Consider the following 16,043-nt stretch of genomic DNA (forward strand, 5'->3'; position numbering starts at 1 on the left):
GTGCAGCGGCGGCACCGTCGTGCGGGCGCGTCGCCGTGCGGACGGGCCCGCCGGCCTGTGCGGTCCGTGGCGCGCCGGGGGCGCGGGGCCCGGCGCCGCGTCGGGGGCGTGCGCCGGGCGTACCGTTACGCTGCGACAGCACGCCTCCCATCCGGCACGGACCAGCCTCGGCGTCCCCCGACCCCGCGGAGCACACCATCAGCACCTCCGGCACCCCGCAGCACTCCACAGCGCCCGCGCCAGGACCCGCGCGCCGCCGGCGCATCGGTGTGCTGGTCTCGGTGGCCCTGTTCGCCTATGCGCTCGACCAGGTCAGCAAGGTCCTGGTCGTCGCCCATCTGGAGAACCACGCGCCGGTGGCCCTGCTCGGCGACTGGCTGAGCCTCCAGGCGTCCCGCAACGCGGGCGCCGCGTTCTCCATGGGGCAGGCGCTGACGGTGGTGTTCACCGTGATCGCGGCCATCGTCATCGCGGTGATCTGCCGGATCGCCAAGAAACTCTTCAGCCTGCCCTGGGCCCTCGCCCTCGGCCTGCTCCTCGGCGGCGCGCTCGGCAACCTCACGGACCGCGTGCTGCGTTCGCCCGGGATCTTCCGGGGCGCGGTCGTCGACTTCGTCGCCGTGCGCTACTTCGCGGTGTTCAACCTCGCGGACTCCGCGATCGTGTGCGGCGGCGTCCTGGTGGTCGTGCTCTCCTTCCTCGGCACCAGCCCCGACGGCCGCCGCGAGCGCGAAGGCGCCGCGCCGGGCGCGGCTGCTGAGCGGGCCGGGGCCGCGGAGAAGACCGGCGGCGCCTGAGCCGGGGGCGCAGCGGCTGTCCGGCGCAGGCGCCCGCGTACGATCTCAGCGCGTCACGCCGGCGCCCAGCCACGTCAGCGCGGCGACGACCAGCGCCCGCACGCCGACGTCCAGGGTGGGCCGGGGGACCGGTGCGAAGTACGGGCTGTGGTTGACCGGCACGTCGCGCGCCACGGTCCCGGCCCGCTCGGCCGCCGCATAGCGCTCCGGGCCGGTGCCGCCGATCACCCAGAAGACGGCGGGGACCCCGAGGGCCTGCGAGATCTCGGTGAAGTCGTCGCTGGGGCTGAGCGGTTCCGCCGTCCGCGCGTCCTCGCCGAAGTGGCCCGCGAAGGAGGCCGCGACCCGGGCGGTGGCCGCCGCGTCGTTGACCGTGGGCGGGAACGCCGAGAGGCGCTCGAACTCCGGCGCGCGCGGCGACCTGGACGCCTGGCACTCCGCGCGCACCATGCGGGTGATCGCCTCGACCACCCGCCCGCGCACGTCCTCGTCGAACGCCCTGATGTTGACGGTCAGTTCGGCGGACTCCGGAATGGCGTTGGGCGCGGCGCCACCCGCGTGCACCCCGCTCACGGTGACGACCGCGCGCTCGGCGGGCCCGATCTCGCGCGCCACGATCGTCTGGAGCCGCAGCACCACCATGGCGGCGAGGACCACGGGGTCGACGGACGCCTCGGGCTGCGAACCGTGCGCGCCCCTGCCGTGCAGCACGATCCGCAGCGTGTCCGCAGCCGAGAGGAACGGCCCCTGCCGCGTGCCCACGTACCCGGCGGGAGCGTGGAACACATGCTGCGCCAGCGCCACTTCGGGACGCGGGATGAGCTCTGCGAGGCCGCCCTCGACCATGGCGCGCGCGCCCTCACCGTTCTCCTCGGACGGCTGGAACACCGCGACCAGTGTGCCGCCCCAGACCTCGGGCGCCCCGGCGAGCAGCCGCGCGGCGCCGAGCAGGCACGCCATGTGCACGTCGTGGCCGCAGGCGTGCATGGCGGGTTCGCCGCCCGGGACGGCCGGCCCCGGCGTCGCGGCGTACGGGAGCCCCGTGCGCTCCACCCCCGGCAGCGCGTCCAGTTCGGCGCGCAGCAGCACGGCGGGCCCCGGCCCGTTGGCCAGCACCCCCACGACGCCGGTGCCGCCGACGCCCTCGGTCACCGTGAAGCCCCACGACCGCAGGTGCCCGGCGACAAGCGCCGCCGTCCTGTGCTCCTTGAACCCCAGCTCGGGATGGGCGTGCAGGTCCCGGTACCACTCCGCCACGTCCTCGCGTACGGCCCCGAGCCCCGCGAGCACCCGCGCCGCGCCCGGAGTGCCGCCGAGCCCGCCCTCGCCGCCTGCGCCTGAGCCTGCGCCGTCCGCGCCGGGGCCGTACGGCGTCACGCGCGTACGCCCGTCTGAGGCAGCTCCGCGATGAAGTCGCCGAGCAGCGCGGCCAGGGCGTCCGGCCGGTCCAGGTGTACGGCGTGCCCGGCGCCCGGCACGACCTGGACGGCGCCCCGCCACAGCGTCGGCACGGTCAGGCTCCGCAGGTACTCCAGCGAGACGAACCGCTCCTCCGCGCCGTGCAGCACCGCGATCGGCTGCCGCACCTCCTTGAGGACGGCCGTCTCGTCCGCGAACCGGCCCTCGGCCACGCTGCGGGCGAGCCCGGCGCGTGCCTCGGGATCGGTGGCGAGCACCTCCGCCACCAGCGGCCCGGTCGGCACGGCGGAGCCGGGCGCGAGGAAACCCGACACGTACAGCGCGGCGCGTTCCGCGTCGAGCTCCTCCTCGAAGGCCATGCCCATCCGCTCGTCCGGCAGGTACGCCTCGGCGAAGGAGGCGCCGTCGCGCACGGCGGGCGTGCCGAACACCGCGTACCCGGCGGGCTCCGCGCCCAGCAGCGGCGCCGCCTCGACGAGCGCGTTGCCGCCGAGGCTCCAGCCGACGAACACCGCGTCGCGCACGCCGAGCGCGCCGGCGAACTCCGCGATCGTCGCGCTGTACCCCGGCACCGCGTAGTCGTCCGCGCCCGCGGCGGGCGGCGCCGAGCCCCCGTGCCCTGGCAGGTCGAGCGCCACACACGCGAACCGTTCCCCGAACTCCCCGTCGAGCAGGGGCGTCCAGGTCGCGGAAGAGGAGGAGTTGCCGTGCACCAGGACCACGGTCCGCCCGCGCCCCCTGCTGCGCCGATAGGCGACCTCGGCACCCCTGACCCGGACCGTCTGCGGAGTCACTGACTTCCCCTCAAGTAAACATACGTTCGGACAACTTGGACCTTAGCAAGGGCGGTTGAATAAGCAGGGGCATGGTCCCCGCCGGTGCCGCCGCTCAGCGCGGAGACCTGCTTCTGCGGTCCGGCGCACAGCGACCGGGACCAGCGAGGAGCCGACGACCCCTCCTTCTGCGTCAACGAGGGGGGGAGGGGCCTCCTCACATCGGAAGGCCCCGACCGTCGCCCACTGATCCACCGCCGCCGTCACGCCGGTCGAGTCCGACGCGGTCGGCGGCGACCCCCTGTCTGCGAGGTCGTCGTCCATGCCGTTGCATTTCGAGTCCTGCACCTTCGGATACGGGCGCCGCGGTCGCCCGGTGCTCAGTGAGCTCGACGTGAGCTTCGCCTCCGGGCACACCGTGCTGCTGGGGCCCAACGGCGCCGGCAAGAGCACGCTTCTCGCCCTCGGAGCGAGTGCGTGTGCTCCGCGAGACGGGGCGGTCCGCCTGGGACGGCTGAGACCTGTCGGGAGAAGGGCCCTGCGCTCCTATCGCCGTAAGGTCTCCTGGCTGCCTCAGCAGCCCCGGTTCCTTTCGGGCATGACGTGCCGTGAGCACATCGCCTACGTCGGCTGGCTCAAGGGGATGAGCGAGCGGGAGGCGTGGCGGGCCGTACCGCGGGCGATCGAGCGCGTCGGCCTCGCGGAGAAGGCACGGGACAAGGTCGGCACGCTGTCCGGAGGACAGCGCCAGCGTCTCGCGATCGCGCAGGCGCTGGTGCACGATGCGCAGCTGCTGCTGTTGGACGAGCCGACGGTCGGCCTCGATCCCTTGCAGCGCCGCCGTTTCCTGAACCTCCTCCATGAACTGCGCGGCTCGGTCAGTGTGATCGTGTCCACGCACGACATCACGGACTTGGACCAGGTCTTCGACGAGGTCGTGGTGGTGGAAAGCGGTGCCCTGCGTTTCCAGGGCACGGTGGCGCGGTTCGAGAGCCTGGCCGAGGCCGACTGCCCGCCGGGCCGCCGACTGGAAAGCGCCTATGCAGGCCTCCTGGAAGCGGGGGAACTGTGATCTCCCTTGCCAATCTGCGTGCCTCCGCGACCCCCTGGCTGTTCCTGCCGGCGGTGCTGTACATGAGCGCCCTCATCGGCGGTGCTGTTTTCGGCGGTCTCCACGGCTACGGAGTGACGTCCGGCGAACAGGCGTCTCTGGGCGTCTCGGTCATCGCACCGGCCGTCGCAGGGGCGGCGGCCTGGGAGGCCGGACGCCACCGTCGCAGCGGGCCACTCGCCGCCCTCTCCGTACGCGGGCGGACGCGCAGATTCCGCTGGGCCGCCACGCCCGTACTCGTCCTCCAACTGCTCCTGACAGCAGCAGCGTTGACCAGCGCTCGGGTGGCGGACGGCGTATGGCCAGAAGGGCGTGGTCTGCTCGCGGTCGCCCACCTGCTGATACTGCCCTGGGGATGGGCGGTCATCGGGTGGGCGCTGGGCACAGTGTGCCCGCGTGCGGTGGCCGCACCACTTGCAGCAGTTGCCTGCTGGGCCTTCATCGCGGTCCCGCAGTCACTCAGCAGTCCTGCATGGCGCCATCTCGGCGGACTGCTGACGGAGAGCTCCACGCTTACGGATCTGCTCGATCCCCGTGTCTACTTCATCCCTTGGCTGGTCGTCGCCGGATTCGCCGGGGCCGCGCTTCTCCTCACAGGGGTGCGCCGCCGGCCCTGGCTGCTCGCCGTGAGTGCCGTTCTGGCCGTGGGTGTCGTGTTCATCGGCCGAAGCCTCGTACTCGGCTGGGGATTCGACCCGCTGACGGATCCCCGGACAGGCCACACGGTCTGTAGCGGTACCGCGCCCGCCATCTGCCTGCCGTCGGAATACGCCGACCAGGCCGAACACGTACGACAGGCGGCCCTGCCCAGACTTCGGGCCCTGCAAGCGGTGGGCCTCCCTTCTCCCGCCGCCCTGGCGATGACGTCGCCCGACCTCCCGTCGAAGTCCCGTACCTGGCCGTTCCAATGGTCTCCGGGCATGTCCTCGGAGAAACTCGACTACGCGCTCGCCCAGTCCGCCGTGTCGGGGACCGCGGCGCTCCACGGTGTCCACGACTGCGGGCAGCCCTCCATTGCGGACACTTGGGCCATGGTGGTGATGGGGGTGGACCAGGAGCAGGCACACGCCACGCTCACCGATCAGGGGTGGGCGCAGCTGCAGCAGATCAGGTCGCTCCCCGCGCCCCGACAGTCCGCATGGTTCACGCAGGCCGTCCGCAGTCAGCGCTTCTGCGCACCGGAGGCGTCGTGAGGCTCTACATGGCCACCGTACGACGCTGGTGGGTGGTCCCGGTGGCGATCGTCCTGTTGATTCTGGCCTGCCAGGGAGCCGACGAAACGGCCGTTCCGCTACCCGACCTCGGTGGTCATTTCTCTGGCATCGCGACTCGGTACTTCACTCCACTCCTCGTGGTCCTTCCGATGTTGTATTGCCTGGAGCGTCGACTGGTCGCCGCTGAAGTGACGGCAGCTGTTCCCGTGAGCCGCTGGGACGGCTTCGTGATTGTCGCCTCCGCCGCGCTCGGTGCTGTGGCCGGGCTCTTGGTGGGGTTCGATATCACCCGCAACCTCATGTTGCTGCTGGCCGTGGCCCTGATGGCACGTCGCTTCGGCAACGAGGCGGCGGCCGGCGGTATTTGCCTGCTGATCATGCTCGTCACCGCGAGCTTTGGGCGCGCTTACGGAACGGTGGGGCACGCTGTCCCGCGGTGGTGGGCGGTCCCTCTCTACCCGGCGGCCAGCCTGGTCAGTTGGGTGGTCACCCTCGCCCTGTTCGCGCTGGGGCTCCGGCTGTGCACGGATCCGAGGCATCGGCGCGGTACGCAGGCGTCCTGACGCTCCGGCCCCGGCCAAGGGGACGGCCGCCGGGCCGCCTCAGCTGCGGGTGGCGCGGGGCAGCCAGACGAGGCGGGTCGCGCAGGCGTCGTCGCCGGGCAGGAAGCGGGTCACGGAGTCGGGCGACGCGAGCGTCCACCGCCGCCCGCGCGGCCCGATGACCTCCGTCCTGCCGCCCTCGTGCGCGTGCCCCCACGCGATGACCACGGCGTCGGCGTCGTCCGTGCCTGCCGCGTACTCGGCGACGACGGCGAACATCCGTGGCGCCGTCTCCCGTACGAGGGCGAGCAGTTCACCCTCGTAGCCGAGCGGCTCGGAGTCCGGCGTTGCTGCGGTGCTCATGGCTTTCCCCTGTCGACAACTGCGGGTGGGCCCGCGATCGCGCGGGCATGGCGAGGTACGGACGCCGCGAGGGCGGGGCCGATCGGTTGGCTTGACTCGCTACTGTAGCGGTAGTGTTGGAATAGCGTCCATCACTTCCGCCGCTGCTGTCTCTCCGCGCACTGCGCAGACGTTCGACCGCTGATCGAAAGGTGATCGCCATGTCCCGAAGCAAGCTGCCACCGAGCATCAGGCAGCGACGCCTCGGCGCGGAGCTGCGCCGACTGCGCGAACAGGCCCAGTTGAACGTCACGGAGGCAGCCCGCCTGCACGGCGCGACGCAGTCGCGCATCAGCAACATCGAGGGCGGCGGGTACGCGGTGAGTGCCGACCGCGTCAGAACACTGGCCCGGCTCTACGGCTGCACGGACCAGCGGTACGTCGAGGGCCTGGTGGCCATGACGGGCGGCCGGGTCAAGGGCTGGTGGGAGCAGTACCGCGAGATCCTCCCGGCGTCGTTCCTCGACCTCGCCGAGTTGGAGCATCACACGGTTGCCATCCGCACTGCGGCCGGTCTCCACCTGCCTGGGCTACTGCAGACCGTGGACCACGCCCGTGCCGTCATCCAGGACGGCGTACCGCCTTTCGATCCGCCCATGGTGGAGCACCTGTTGTCGTTCCGGATCAAGCGACAGACGGTCATCTTCCAGAGCGACCCGACCCCATTCTCTGCCGTGATCCACGAGGCCGCTCTGCGTATCGGCTTCGGTGGTGCGCAAGTGGCCAGAGCGCAGATCGAGCACCTACTCGCGATGAGCGAACGCGAGCACATCACGGTGCGCATCATCCCGTTCGGCACGGGCAGCTACCCGGGAGCCGGATCGGGAATCGACTACCTGCAATCCGCAGTGACCGCGCTTGACACCGCTCAGCTTGATACGGATGCCTACTCGGGGTTCGTCACCGCCCAGCCCCAACTGGTGTACTACCGGGCAGTGATGGACCACCTGGAGGAGACCTCTCTGTCACCATCGAGGTCGAGGGATCTCATGGCGCGCATCGCGCGAAACCTGTGATGGGATGAGGAGCATGTCCAGTCTCGCTTGGCAGAAGTCTTCCTTCAGCAGCAGCAACGCCACGTGCCTGAACGTCGCCCGCGACATCGACGACGGCACGATCAAGCTCCGTGAGAGCGACGATCCCGATGTGGTGGTGACGACGAGCCCGGAGAAGCTGCGGGCGTTCATCCTGGGCGTCAAGGCGGGGGAGTTCGACCACTTCGTGGGCGAGTAGCTCAGATGCGGGGCACGATCCTCCCCCGCGTGTGGCCCCCTGAGCCACCGCGATCTGGGTCGCAGCACTGCCCCGCGCCTCGGGCGGCGCCCTCGATGAGGAGGGCGCGCCCTTGCGGGGGGCCTCAGACGAGCGCGGCCACCTTCCTGGCCGGCCTGCTTCGGCGCCAGCCCACGCCGAGGTAGGCCAGCATGGCGGCCGGTGGGATGGCGCAGACGGTCCAGCTGAGTGCGAGCGGCGGGCCAGGTTGGTCGAGCACCGTGAGGTCGTGGAGCGTGCCGCGGCCGTGGCCCGCCCTGCCGTCGATGTCGAAGGTGAAGTCGTAACGGCCGGGCTCCGGCAGGGCCTTGACGTCGAGCCCCCAGACATCCCGTTTGCGGGGGTGCCGGGACAGGGGGGTCACCCGGTCGTCCTCGTCGAGGCCGGGCCCCTTCATGGTGAGGGTGCCGGACTTCTTCGCGATGCCGCCGTCGGCCGCGAAGGTGAAGTCGAGGGACTGCATGGCACGCAGGGGCCACTGTGAGAAACCGACCGTGACGGTGTAGGGCCCCGCCTCGACCTGTTGGGTGTGGACGACGCCGACGGGCGCGTACGCCGCGGCCGGTGTGGCTGTCGCCGCACCGAGGACGAGTGCGGCGGCGACGGCGAGCGTCAGCCGACCACGGCGGCGCAGGGGGGCGGGGACGGGGAAGCGCATGGTCAGTGGTCCTTCACGGCGGGGGCGGTGGAGTGTTCGCGCAGCAGTACGGCGAGCCGTGCGGCGAGGAAGCCCGCGAGGACGCCCGTCACGGCGCCGGCGGCCGTCGTCGTCAGCAGGTCGGCCATGTCCAGCGGCGAGCCTTCGAGGAGCGTGCTCTGCACCGGCAGGGTCGCGCCCAGGACCGTGCCGGCGCCCGCCCCCATGATCTGCGGTGCGACACGGCCGGACCAGCCCCGCTTACGGCCGAGCCACAGCAGTGCGGCCGCCGTCGCGGCGGCGAGAAGCATGAACATCGGGATGTCGGAGGGGAGTTCCGGCGCCTCATCGGAGAGGTTGTCCCGCAGCGGCAGGCCGGTCGCGTGGGCGTAGGCGTGGGCGGCCCACGGCGAGAACCACCACAGGACGAGTTGCGTCGCCCCCAGCGTCACGCCGATGGCCAGTGCGGTGCGGGCCCGGCCGATGACGAGCGTCCCCATGATCAGCAGCAGGGTGGAGAGAAGGATGTTCCCGAGGAGCTCGGGCTCCACCGGGAGGGGGATGGCGCCGAAGGCCCTCGTCGTGATGGGGCTGAAGGTGATGAGCACGGGGATGCTGAGGATCAGCCCGTTCCTGCCCCACGCGGTGTCGCGCGACGCGGCGAAGACGATGACGCTGCCCGTCATGGTGATGGAGATCGACACGAACAGGCCGATGTGCGGCGGCGAGTCCAGGACCGCGTCGAACCCGTAGAGGGAGTGCCACCAGAGGTCGAGGAGGCCGAAGAGGAGGAACAGCGCGGCTCCCGTGCCGGCGACCAGGTAGCCCAGGGGGGCGCGGAAGACGCCGCCGAAGACGCGTACGGGCCTGCCGCCGGTGAGGTGGTCCGCGGACCGGCCCGCGCGCTGTGCGGCGGTCGCGACGAGGACCATGGCCAGGCTGGTGATGCCCGCGATGGCGCTGCCCGCGTACAGCATGAGGTGCGAGAGGGTGAAGAAGGTGTCGGGGCCGACGTCGTTGTGCCACTGGATGTCCCAGCTGATGCCGAGCAGGGACGTCAGGGTGCCGGCCAGCACGGTGTTGGCCGCGAGGGGACCGGTTCGCCCGCTGCGGGAGATCTTGACGGCGGGGGACAGTCCGGCCGTACCGGACGGTCCCGCTCCGTCGAAGGGGAGGGTTGTGGTCACGAGGGTGCCTTTCCAGTGGCCGTATCGGGGTGAGGGCGGGCGCAGGGTGGCCGGCGGGTCAGCCGGAGACCGCGAGGGGGAAGTCGAACTGGTCGGTGCCTGCGGCGCGGTCGAGGGTGACGTGGAAGGTCCAGCGGCCCGGCATCATCAGATGGACGGCCGCCGTGTAGGTGCCCGGGGCCAGGAGGTGCGCGGTCGTCGCCGGTGCCGCATGGCCCGTCGTGGGCAGGACGGCCTGGAGCGTGACGGTGGCGGGAGGCTCGTCCCGCTGCCCGGGGCGCGGGGCCAGGCGGACGGCGACGTCCGTGGCGCCCGCGCGGGGCCGGTCGACGGTGAGGGTCACCACCTCGGTGGCGCTGCCTCCGGTCAGGGAGACCGCTTCGTCCGTCCAGGACGGGACGAGGACCGCGGCGAGCAGGGCGAGGACCAGCGCGGGCAGCACGACGGCTCCCGTGTACAGCAGACGCAGCGTCGGGGCGGGCGCGGGGGTGCTCATCGGGGTTCTCCCGCGGACGGCACGTGCAGGACGTAGGGGAGGGTGATGACGGCGCTGTCGCGTTCCACCTGGATCCAGAGGCGGTAGTAGCCGGCGGCGGGGAAGGTGTACACGAAGGAGACGTCCGGCCCGTAGGCGGCGACGGTCTCGTCCGCAGGGCTGTCGCCGTTGAGGGGCATCAGGCCGCTCATCGGCGACCCGTCCTGCGCGTCCTGTGCGGAGTCCGTCGCGCCGTCGTCCGGCATGGAGGCCGTGCCGTGCTCCATCGCCATGCCGTGCCCCGCGGCCATGTCGTGGGCCGGCGCGCCCATCTCGCCGCCCATGGAGTGCGCGTGGGCCCAGACCGCCGCGTCCTGGGCGGTCCGTCCCAGGTGTGTCGTGTCGGTCGCGTCGGCCCTGCCGAGCGGCCCGACCACGATCAGGTGGCCGATCATGCCGAGCCAGGGCTGGAGCACCGGCGTGGTGCCGACGCGCGCGGTCAGCGTGGTCGCCGTGCCCGCGCGGGACGAGGACGTCGAAAACCGCACCGGTACCCCGTCGAGGGTCCGCGTCCCCGGCCCCTGTGCCCTCGGGGGCTGAGCGGCGTGCTCCGGGGTGTCGCCGCTGACCGTGAGGCCCGTCGCCGAGCGCAGCTGCTGGACTCCGCCGCCGCGGCGGGCGACCTCCGCGGACACGGCGTAGTGGCCTGCCGCGGGCAGGCGCAGCTGCACCTCGTACGAGCCCGGTGCGGTGCGGACGGGGTGCAGGTGCCACAGCTGACCGGTCGGCCCGATCACCAGCAGGTGCATCAGGGCGCCGTCGTGGACGATCAGATCGTCCGCGGGCAGCCCGGTGGAGCCGTCCAGCACGCTCAGCCGGAGCGTGCCGGGCCGGCCGGGACGGGCGGTGTACGGGCGCAGGGCGAGCGAGGCGGGCTGCCGTGAGCGGTCCTGGGCCACCGGACGGACGACCGCGTAGGGGTCGGTGACGTTGTCCTGGGTGGCGTCCACGTCCCGGCCGGGTTCCGGCGGCGCCGGCAGCGAGGCCGAAAGCACCGCGGCGGTGACGGCCGTCGCCACCGCGGCCAGGACCCCTCCGGCCGGCAGCAGCACCCAGCGCCCGCTCCGGGCCCTGACGGCCACGAGCAGGGTCACCAGCATGAGCACGCCGGCGGCGACGAAGCCGCCGAAGACGAGGCGTTCCGGTGGCGATGTCACCTGGCCGGGCGCCACGAACGGGATGCGCGCGGTGCGGGACCCGTCCTGGACGACGAGTTCCCAGGGGCCGGCCCGGTCGATCCGCAGCGTGGCGCCGTAGGAACCGGGCGCGCGGCCGAGCGCCACCGTGGCGCGGCTGGTGACGGTGCCCGCCGCGGCTCCGGCCGCCCGGTCCTCCGAGACGCCTGTCGGTACGGTGCCGAGCCGCAGGGTCCCCGCGGGGGTGCCGCGGTGGGTGACGACGTCGACGTGCAGGGGGCCGGGCAGCCCGGTGACCCGGCGCAGGACGAACGTCAGGTCCCGGTCGCCGAGCGTCTGCGCGACCTGGACGTCCCCTCCTGCGGTCGCGGAGTCGGCCTGCGCGGGGCTCGGCCAGAGGAGGCCGAGGGCCAGCGCGCACACCACGGTCGCCAGCGCGCCGGCCAGTCGTGGGACAGGCCGGGGGCTGGTGGTCCAGGGGGTGTTGAGTGCGTTGTCGTTCACCAGGTGCACGGTAGGAACCGGCGCGTGCGGTGTCGTCACGCACCGGAGGCACGGCGGGTCCCCCGTGCGGGGGACCCGCTCTCCCACCGGCGCGGGAGTCGCCGCAGGAGCACGTCGTGCACCATGGGTACGGGTCGGTGCGGTCAGCACGGCGGACGCCTGCCGGATCGCGTGTGCCGGTCCCGGCTGTTCCCCCGTCACGGCTGTCCCGGCGCGGGCGCACGGGCCCGGAAGCGGGAGAAGGGGAGGACAGCCGTGTCCGTTCGGACGCGGGACACGAGCGGGTCCCTGACCCGGCAGTCCCTCATGGTGGCGGGCTTCTGCTCGCTCGCGGACACGCTCACCTTCTACTACGAGGGGGCGGGCACCTGCCCCGCGGGACCGTTCTGGTGCCTGCTGGTGGCGATCTTCCTGGCGGACGCGGCGCTGGCCAGCTCCACCCGGCTCTCGGGCGTGGTGGCCCTGCTCCAGGCGGTCCTTGCGGTGGCCGGCGGGCTGACGCTGTCCGGCAGTGGCCCGCTGCCGCACCTGAACGACACCGGAACTCTCATCGCCGCGTACCGGGCAGGAGCCTGGCTCCGCGGTCTGCCGGCCGTGCTCGCCCTCCTCGTCCTCTCCGCGGGGTCCGTCACGACGGGCGTCCTCGACGGCGGCCACCTCACCGAGTGGCGCCCCCTGTTGCTGTCGGCGGTGCGGGAGGCGCTGCTCGCCTGGCTGGTCGGGCGCTACACGGCCGCCAGGGGCGCCCACATCGCGGAGCTCGAACAGCGGGCCGAACGTGAGCGGGAGAGGGCGCGGCAGGACCTCACCGACGCTGTCGCCGAGGAGCGCAGTGCCATCGCCCGTGACCTGCACGACGTCATCGCCCACCACGTCAGCGCCATCGGCGTCCACGCGGGCGCCGCCCGGCTGGGCCTCCCCGACAAGGAGGCGTCCCCCGTCGCCCTGTCGCTCGCGGCGGTGGAGACGTCCAGCCGCGCGGCCCTGCTCGACCTGCGCCGCCTGCTGGACTTCCTGCACGACCGTCCGGCGGAGGGGGCGCGACAGCCGGGCCTCGACAACCTCGACGAGCTGATGGACGCGGTCCGCGCCGCCGGCCTCAGGACCACCGTGAGCGTCGAGGGCGTCCGGCGGCCGTTGGACGGGTCGCTGGACATAGCCGTCTACCGGGTCGTCCAGGAGCTGCTGACCAACGCCCTGCGCCACGGCGACGGCAGGGTCGAGGTCACCCTCCGCTACGCGCCCTCGGTCATGTCCGTCACCGCGGTCAACCCGATCGCCCCCGCCGGGCGCCTCGTGGGAAACTCCCCGCACCGGGGTCTTGAGGGCATCAGCAGCCGTGCCGGCATGTTCAACGGCCGCGCACGCTACGGACCGGTCAACGGCGGAGCCGACTGGAAGACCACTGTCACCTTCTCCATGGACGCCACATGAGTCTGCGTATCCTGCTGGCCGACGACCACGCCATGTTCCGCTCGGGCCTCAAGGCGGTCCTGCACACCCAGGACGACCTGCGCTGTGTCGCCGAAGTGGCCGACGGCCAGGCGGCCGTGGAGGAGTGCGCGCGGGCGGCCCCGGACGTCGCCGTGCTCGACATCCGCATGCCCCGCCTCGACGGGCTCCGCGCGGCCGAGCGCATCCTCGGCAGGCCCGGCAACACCACCCGGGTCCTCATGCTGACCACGTACGACGATGACGACTACGTCTACCGGGCCCTGCACATGGGGGCGGGTGGCTTCCTGCTCAAGAGCGCTCCGCCGGAGGAGACGATCGCGGCGGTCCGCATCGCCGCGCGGGGCGACGCGCTCATCGACCCCTCGGTCACCCGTCGTCTCATCTCCCGCTTCGCCGACAGCCTCACCCCGCCGGCCGCCGCCACGGAGCTGGAACGGCTCACCGCCCGCGAGCACGACGTCCTGCTCCTGCTGGCCGAGGCGCACAGCAACACGGAGATCGGACACCGCCTCGGCATCGGCGACGAGACGGTCAAGACGCACGTTTCGCGCATCCTGGCCAAGCTCGGGCTGCGGGACCGCACCCAGGCCGTCGTCTACGCGGTCTCCCACCGGCTGGTGGCGCCCACGCCCGAGCAGCGGCGCCCGGCCCCCACCCGGCGCGGCGCGGGGCGGCGGCGCCGCGGTGCCTGAGCGGGTGAGCGTACGGTGCGGCAGCGTGCCGGGTACCGCTCGGCCGTCACCGCGCGGCGCGGGACGCCCTCAGCTCAGGAGGCGCCGCACGAGGGGGAGGAGGGTGCCGGGGTCGGCTGCCGCCAGGTGGGCCAGGGTGCCCGCCCGGCGGGCGAGGGCTACGCCTACGAAGGCGGCGGTGAGCAACTCGGCGCGCAGGGCCGGGTTTTCCTCGTCGGCGCGGGAGAAGCGGTCCCGCAGCGGGGCGACGATGCGGCGGTCCAGTTCCTCGGCCGCCGCGGCCTGGGCCGCCGGGTCGGCGTACGGGCGCACCGCCACCTGTGTGACCGGCCCGGGGCCCTGCCGGTCGATGCGGCCGATGAGGCCCGCGAGCCTCTTGTCGTCGAAGAGGTCGGCGAAGGTGTCCGTGTCGCTCTCCGCGCGCAGGACGGCGATGAACAGCTCGGCCTTGCTGCCGAAGTAGCGCGCGATCATCGACGGGTCGACGCCCGCGCGTTCGCCGATGTCGCGCGCGGTGGTGCGGTCGTAGCCGCGCTCGCCGAAGAGTTCGCCCGCCGCCGTCAGCAGCCGCTCGCGGCTCGCCGCGGCGTCCCTGCGGCGGGGTGCGGGGCGCGCGCCCGCCGCGTGGGCGGGCTGTTCGGGCTTCGGCGGCATGGGTTCAGCCTTCCGTCGCGTCGTGCCGTACGGGCTCCGCGCCGTCGCCGGGCGCGGCCTGGGAGGACGTGCGGGCGGCGGGCACGGGGCCCGCGGCCTCGGCATCGGCCAGGCCCTCGTCGGCCAGCACCCGGTCACCGGGTGCGGCAGCGGCAGCCGCGGCCGCGACCGGCGCCCGGTCGCGCAGCCGCGGCAGCAGCAGGGCGACGACGGCGGTCACGATCCACATCGCACAGCCGAGGAGGGCCGCGTCCGTGTAGCCGCTGTCGGTCGGCACGGCGCCGCCCGCGGGGGTGTGGGCTTCGAGTACCACGGCGCTCAGCGTACTGCCCGACGCGTAGCCGACGTACCGGATGACCTGGTTGAAGCTGGTGGCGCTGCCGGTCTCCTGGACCGGCACCGAGCCGACGATCAGCCCCGGCATGACGGCGAAGATCGCGCCGACGCCGAGACCGGTGAGCGCCATCACCGCGAAGACCTCCCACAGGGAGCCGTGCGCGAGGCTGAACAGGCCGAGGCCGAGCAGGCCCACCACCGAGCCGAGCGCCAGCGCGGTGCCCGGGGGCACGCGCGTCGCCGCGGCCCGGGTGAGGCGCGTCGAGACGGCGCTCGCCGCGGAGAACGGGGTGAGCGCGAGCCCCGCGACGAACACCGACCCGCCGAGGCCGTAGCCGCTGCTCGTGGGGGTCTGGACGAAGCGGGTCACCAGGGAGATGGGCAGGTACATCCCGACACCCGCGAGCAGCCCGACGGCGTCCGCGGTCAGCACCGCGTTGTGCCGCAGCAGCCGCAGGTCGACGAGCGGGTGGGCGGCGCGCAGCTCCCGTACGACCCAGGCGGCGAGCGCCAGCACGGAGCCGGCGAGCACGGCGGCGAGCAGCGGGGAGGTCCAGCCCCAGCCGTCGCCCTCGCTGAGCGTGAGCAGGAAGCCCACGAGCGCGGCGCCGAGCAGCACGGCGCCCGACAGGTCGACGGGGCGGCGGGCGCGCCGGCCCGAGGGCGGTACGACGAGCGCGGCGACGGTCAGGCCGAGCGCGCCGACGACGGCGCCGAACCAGAAGGCGACGTGCAGCCCGCCGAACTTCGCGATCAGTCCGGTGACCGGGTAGCCGAGGCCGATGCCCACGACGGTGGTGACCGAGAGGACGGCAGCGGCCGGCCGGGCGCGCTCCGGCGGCAGGGCGTCGCGCACGGCCGCGATGCAGAGCGGGGTCAGGACCAGCCCGATGCCCTGGAGCGCCCGCCCGACCAGCAGGAACGCGAAGCCGAGCGGCAGCGCGGCGAGCACGGCGCCGGCGGTCACCGCGGCGAGCGAGCCGATGATGACCCGGCGGCGGTGCGGGCCGTCCCCGAGCCGGCCGGCCAGCGGGGTGGCGACGGCGGCCACGAGGAAGACGATCGTGAGGGCCCACTGGGCGTCGCCCACGGATATGTGGTCCGCCTCGGCGATGGTCGGTATCAGGGGCGCGCCGAGGCTGCCCACGACGGCGACGACCATGGCGACGAAGACCAGCCCCGGTACGAGGAGTCTGTGGGGCGGGACGGCCGGAGCCCCGGCCTCGCTCACACGCGCACTGTTCATGTGATGAGTCTACGACTGATGTCCACAGCTGATGTCTACGGCTGTTGGCGTGCGTCGTGGATGCGGGTGTGCCGTGGGGTGTGGGTGTGGGGCGCACCGCGGGGTGCGGGTGTGCCGTGGGTGTGGGTGTG

Annotated in this window: 17 protein-coding genes; 8 read left to right on the top strand and 9 right to left on the bottom strand. The window is 73.2% G+C overall.

What is annotated here, in order from left to right; genetic code table 11:
* Positions 1 to 197: 197 nt before the first annotated feature.
* Positions 198 to 797, top strand: a complete 600-nt coding sequence (gene lspA / locus ABEA77_RS27820) for a signal peptidase II (RefSeq protein ID WP_345653401.1) — start codon at positions 198 to 200, stop codon at positions 795 to 797.
* 45 nt (positions 798 to 842) lie between these two features.
* Here the strand turns inward: lspA and ABEA77_RS27825 are convergent, their stop codons facing one another.
* Entirely contained in the window at positions 843 to 2,087 is a 1,245-nt protein-coding gene (locus ABEA77_RS27825) for an amidohydrolase (RefSeq protein ID WP_345653403.1), read from the bottom strand.
* An 83-nt stretch (positions 2,088 to 2,170) separates the two neighbouring features.
* Positions 2,171 to 3,010 carry an alpha/beta fold hydrolase gene (locus ABEA77_RS27830; protein WP_345653311.1) on the bottom strand — a complete coding sequence of 280 codons (840 nt, stop codon included), beginning with the start codon at positions 3,008 to 3,010 and terminating at the stop codon, positions 2,171 to 2,173.
* A 301-nt stretch (positions 3,011 to 3,311) separates the two neighbouring features.
* Between ABEA77_RS27830 and ABEA77_RS27835 the strand changes: the two genes are divergently transcribed.
* The 3 genes from ABEA77_RS27835 to ABEA77_RS27845 are packed head-to-tail and all read left to right on the top strand — an operon-like array spanning position 3,312 to position 5,877.
* A complete protein-coding gene (locus tag ABEA77_RS27835) occupies positions 3,312 to 4,061 on the top strand; it encodes an ATP-binding cassette domain-containing protein (protein WP_345653313.1) in 750 nt (249 codons plus the stop codon).
* Complete coding sequence (locus tag ABEA77_RS27840; RefSeq protein ID WP_345653316.1) at positions 4,058 to 5,293, top strand: DUF7224 domain-containing protein; 1,236 nt, start codon at positions 4,058 to 4,060, stop codon at positions 5,291 to 5,293. Before ABEA77_RS27835 ends, ABEA77_RS27840 begins: the two co-directional genes overlap by 4 nt.
* Positions 5,290 to 5,877: a hypothetical protein gene (locus tag ABEA77_RS27845; RefSeq protein ID WP_345653318.1), complete on the top strand. Its 588-nt coding sequence runs from the start codon at positions 5,290 to 5,292 to the stop codon at positions 5,875 to 5,877. The genes ABEA77_RS27840 and ABEA77_RS27845 overlap by 4 nt, the downstream gene beginning before the upstream one ends.
* A 39-nt stretch (positions 5,878 to 5,916) precedes the next feature.
* Here the strand turns inward: ABEA77_RS27845 and ABEA77_RS27850 are convergent, their stop codons facing one another.
* Positions 5,917 to 6,219: a hypothetical protein gene (locus ABEA77_RS27850; RefSeq protein WP_345653321.1), complete on the bottom strand. Its 303-nt coding sequence runs from the start codon at positions 6,217 to 6,219 to the stop codon at positions 5,917 to 5,919.
* 200 nt (positions 6,220 to 6,419) lie between these two features.
* Here ABEA77_RS27850 and ABEA77_RS27855 point away from each other — a divergent pair, with 200 nt between their 5' ends.
* Positions 6,420 to 7,274 carry a helix-turn-helix domain-containing protein gene (locus ABEA77_RS27855; protein ID WP_345653324.1) on the top strand — a complete coding sequence of 285 codons (855 nt, stop codon included), beginning with the start codon at positions 6,420 to 6,422 and terminating at the stop codon, positions 7,272 to 7,274.
* A 13-nt stretch (positions 7,275 to 7,287) separates the two neighbouring features.
* Positions 7,288 to 7,491 (top strand): DUF397 domain-containing protein, encoded by a 204-nt coding sequence (locus tag ABEA77_RS27860; RefSeq protein WP_345653327.1) that lies wholly within the window; start codon positions 7,288 to 7,290, stop codon positions 7,489 to 7,491.
* Positions 7,492 to 7,615: 124 nt separating this feature from the next.
* Here the strand turns inward: ABEA77_RS27860 and ABEA77_RS27865 are convergent, their stop codons facing one another.
* From ABEA77_RS27865 to ABEA77_RS27880, 4 genes are read right to left on the bottom strand one after another with little or no spacing between them, the layout of a single operon-like run.
* Positions 7,616 to 8,188, bottom strand: a complete 573-nt coding sequence (locus tag ABEA77_RS27865; protein ID WP_345653330.1) for a hypothetical protein — start codon at positions 8,186 to 8,188, stop codon at positions 7,616 to 7,618.
* A gap of 2 nt (positions 8,189 to 8,190) precedes the next feature.
* Positions 8,191 to 9,354 carry a hypothetical protein gene (locus tag ABEA77_RS27870; protein WP_345653333.1) on the bottom strand — a complete coding sequence of 388 codons (1,164 nt, stop codon included), beginning with the start codon at positions 9,352 to 9,354 and terminating at the stop codon, positions 8,191 to 8,193.
* Positions 9,355 to 9,412: 58 nt separating this feature from the next.
* Positions 9,413 to 9,850, bottom strand: a complete 438-nt coding sequence (locus tag ABEA77_RS27875; RefSeq protein ID WP_345653336.1) for a hypothetical protein — start codon at positions 9,848 to 9,850, stop codon at positions 9,413 to 9,415.
* Positions 9,847 to 11,529, bottom strand: coding sequence for a hypothetical protein (locus tag ABEA77_RS27880; RefSeq protein ID WP_345653339.1), 1,683 nt, complete (start codon positions 11,527 to 11,529; stop codon positions 9,847 to 9,849). The genes ABEA77_RS27875 and ABEA77_RS27880 overlap by 4 nt, the downstream gene beginning before the upstream one ends.
* 255 nt (positions 11,530 to 11,784) lie before the next feature.
* On the opposite strand from ABEA77_RS27880, the gene ABEA77_RS27885 reads away from it, so the two are divergent.
* Both ABEA77_RS27885 and ABEA77_RS27890 read left to right on the top strand, forming a co-directional pair.
* Positions 11,785 to 12,963 (top strand): sensor histidine kinase, encoded by a 1,179-nt coding sequence (locus ABEA77_RS27885; protein ID WP_345653342.1) that lies wholly within the window; start codon positions 11,785 to 11,787, stop codon positions 12,961 to 12,963.
* Positions 12,960 to 13,676 (top strand): response regulator, encoded by a 717-nt coding sequence (locus ABEA77_RS27890; protein ID WP_345653345.1) that lies wholly within the window; start codon positions 12,960 to 12,962, stop codon positions 13,674 to 13,676. The genes ABEA77_RS27885 and ABEA77_RS27890 overlap by 4 nt, the downstream gene beginning before the upstream one ends.
* A 69-nt stretch (positions 13,677 to 13,745) precedes the next feature.
* Here the strand turns inward: ABEA77_RS27890 and ABEA77_RS27895 are convergent, their stop codons facing one another.
* Together ABEA77_RS27895 and ABEA77_RS27900 are read right to left on the bottom strand one after the other, a co-directional pair.
* Entirely contained in the window at positions 13,746 to 14,330 is a 585-nt protein-coding gene (locus ABEA77_RS27895) for a TetR/AcrR family transcriptional regulator (protein ID WP_345653348.1), read from the bottom strand.
* Positions 14,331 to 14,334: 4 nt separating this feature from the next.
* The gene (locus ABEA77_RS27900) at positions 14,335 to 15,912 is read right to left on the bottom strand and encodes an MFS transporter (protein WP_345653351.1); all 1,578 of its coding nucleotides are present in this window, start codon (positions 15,910 to 15,912) and stop codon (positions 14,335 to 14,337) included.
* Positions 15,913 to 16,043: the final 131 nt, after the last annotated feature.

This window comes from Streptomyces tremellae (genome assembly GCF_039540215.1).
Taxonomy (GTDB): domain Bacteria; phylum Actinomycetota; class Actinomycetes; order Streptomycetales; family Streptomycetaceae; genus Streptomyces; species Streptomyces tremellae.

Coding starts and splice junctions, on each gene's coding strand:
- ABEA77_RS27835 (WP_345653313.1), top strand. CDS start 3,312: ATGCCGTTGCATTTCGAGTCCTGCACCTTCGGATACGGGCGCCGCGGT.
- ABEA77_RS27850 (WP_345653321.1), bottom strand. CDS start 6,219: ATGAGCACCGCAGCAACGCCGGACTCCGAGCCGCTCGGCTACGAGGGT.
- ABEA77_RS27855 (WP_345653324.1), top strand. CDS start 6,420: ATGTCCCGAAGCAAGCTGCCACCGAGCATCAGGCAGCGACGCCTCGGC.
- ABEA77_RS27860 (WP_345653327.1), top strand. CDS start 7,288: ATGTCCAGTCTCGCTTGGCAGAAGTCTTCCTTCAGCAGCAGCAACGCC.
- ABEA77_RS27865 (WP_345653330.1), bottom strand. CDS start 8,188: ATGCGCTTCCCCGTCCCCGCCCCCCTGCGCCGCCGTGGTCGGCTGACG.
- ABEA77_RS27875 (WP_345653336.1), bottom strand. CDS start 9,850: ATGAGCACCCCCGCGCCCGCCCCGACGCTGCGTCTGCTGTACACGGGA.
- ABEA77_RS27890 (WP_345653345.1), top strand. CDS start 12,960: ATGAGTCTGCGTATCCTGCTGGCCGACGACCACGCCATGTTCCGCTCG.
- ABEA77_RS27895 (WP_345653348.1), bottom strand. CDS start 14,330: ATGCCGCCGAAGCCCGAACAGCCCGCCCACGCGGCGGGCGCGCGCCCC.
- ABEA77_RS27900 (WP_345653351.1), bottom strand. CDS start 15,912: ATGAACAGTGCGCGTGTGAGCGAGGCCGGGGCTCCGGCCGTCCCGCCC.